This is a genomic window from Micromonospora sp. NPDC047730 (assembly GCF_043204765.1).
Taxonomy (GTDB): domain Bacteria; phylum Actinomycetota; class Actinomycetes; order Mycobacteriales; family Micromonosporaceae; genus Micromonospora.
This window is the reverse complement of sequence record NZ_JBIDCU010000074.1, coordinates 1-1354: the sequence shown is the minus strand read 5'-3', so window position 1 is coordinate 1354 and position 1354 is coordinate 1. Positions and strand designations below refer to the sequence as shown.

The window sequence follows — 1354 nt, the reverse complement described above, 5'->3', positions numbered from 1 at the left end:
ATGGTACTGCACTCGGGAGGGTGTGGGAGAGTAGGACACCGCCGGACAATCTTTCGTTCAGGGCCACCCCTTTCGGGGTGGCCCTGAACGCATTTGAGAGCGCGTTGAATAACCAGGTCAGTTGGTGTTGAGTACGGCTTGGAGTCGGCCGGTCCTGTGGTATCGGGCGAGGTGTCGGGTCATGAATGATGACCATGGCCCACTGGACCATAGCGGCGTGGTGTTCGGGGTGGCGTTCGTAGTCGCGGACGGTGCGTCGGCAACGGTTGATCCACGACAGGGACTGCTCGGCGACCCATCTGCGGTGCAGGACCTGGAAGCCGACCTGGTCGGCGAGCTCGCGCACGATCTCCACCGCGAGGCCCAGGACAGCGGCGGGCCCAGGTGACGAGTCGGCCCCGCGTAGCCACCGTCGGCCCAGCGACGGTCGCCACTGTCTCGTAAGGAGCGCTGTAGCATGGCGGTCATGACAGCACCTACCGCCCTGTCGGCGGGTTATCGGTTGGTCGATGGACCACCGACGGTCGGAGACTACCTAGTCCTTCGCAAACGATCCGGGCTCTCACCGCGTCGACCCGATCAGGCTGCCGCCGCGGTGCGGGGTGGCTGGGCCGCGGTGCACGTATTGCACGAGGAGAGCGGCACGACAGTAGGGATGGGCCGGGTGCTCGGCGATGGCGGGTGGTACTTCCACGTGGTCGACATGGCTGTATTGCCAGAGCATCAGCGCCGGGGCATAGGTGACGCGGTACTGACTGCGTTACTGGAGACAATCCGTCGGGAAGCGCCGCCCGGTGCGTTCGTGAACTTGCTCGCCGATCCACCGGGCCGCCGCCTCTACGAGCGGCACGGTTTCCGCCAAACGGCGCCGACCTCTGTCGGGATGGCCCGGACCCTTGATTGACGACGCAACTGGCCCCAGGTCACAAGACCGGCCGACTCCTCAACACCAGCTGACCTGGTTAGTCAACGCGCTCTGAGGGTTGTCCGCCGACGTGAAGGGCGTTCCGGCGGACACGGTGAAGGCACCCGCAGACCAGAAAGACACCCGTGGACCGGAAAGACCCATCCTGCGGACATGGGAAAGGACGCTGTCGCGGACCCCGCAATATCGGCGCGAACGCGGGCCGGGAAGGCGCGGGCGGTGGCTGACCTCGACGGGGGTGGGGCCTGCCGTGCCCGGCGTAGGGATCAAGCCTGACCGCCCGGAGCCGGGCACGGCAGGGGGGGGCCCCCCCCCCCCCCCCCCCCCCCCCCCCCACCCCACCCCCCCCCCCCACACCCCCCCCCCCCCCCCCCAAAACCCCCCCCGGGGGCGGGGGCCGGGGGCCGGGGCCGGCCCGGGGCCATCGGC

At 69.0% G+C, this 1354-nt stretch carries 2 protein-coding genes; both read left to right on the top strand.

Features of this window, described 5'->3' with window-relative positions; genetic code table 11:
* The first annotated feature begins 181 nt into the window (after positions 1 to 181).
* Positions 182 to 388: a hypothetical protein gene (locus ACGF5G_RS35740; RefSeq protein WP_393271326.1), complete on the top strand. Its 207-nt coding sequence runs from the start codon at positions 182 to 184 to the stop codon at positions 386 to 388.
* 78 nt (positions 389 to 466) lie between these two features.
* Positions 467 to 904 (top strand): GNAT family N-acetyltransferase, encoded by a 438-nt coding sequence (locus ACGF5G_RS35735; RefSeq protein ID WP_393271324.1) that lies wholly within the window; start codon positions 467 to 469, stop codon positions 902 to 904.
* Positions 905 to 1354: the final 450 nt, after the last annotated feature.

Coding starts and splice junctions, on each gene's coding strand:
- ACGF5G_RS35740 (WP_393271326.1), top strand. CDS start 182: ATGAATGATGACCATGGCCCACTGGACCATAGCGGCGTGGTGTTCGGG.
- ACGF5G_RS35735 (WP_393271324.1), top strand. CDS start 467: ATGACAGCACCTACCGCCCTGTCGGCGGGTTATCGGTTGGTCGATGGA.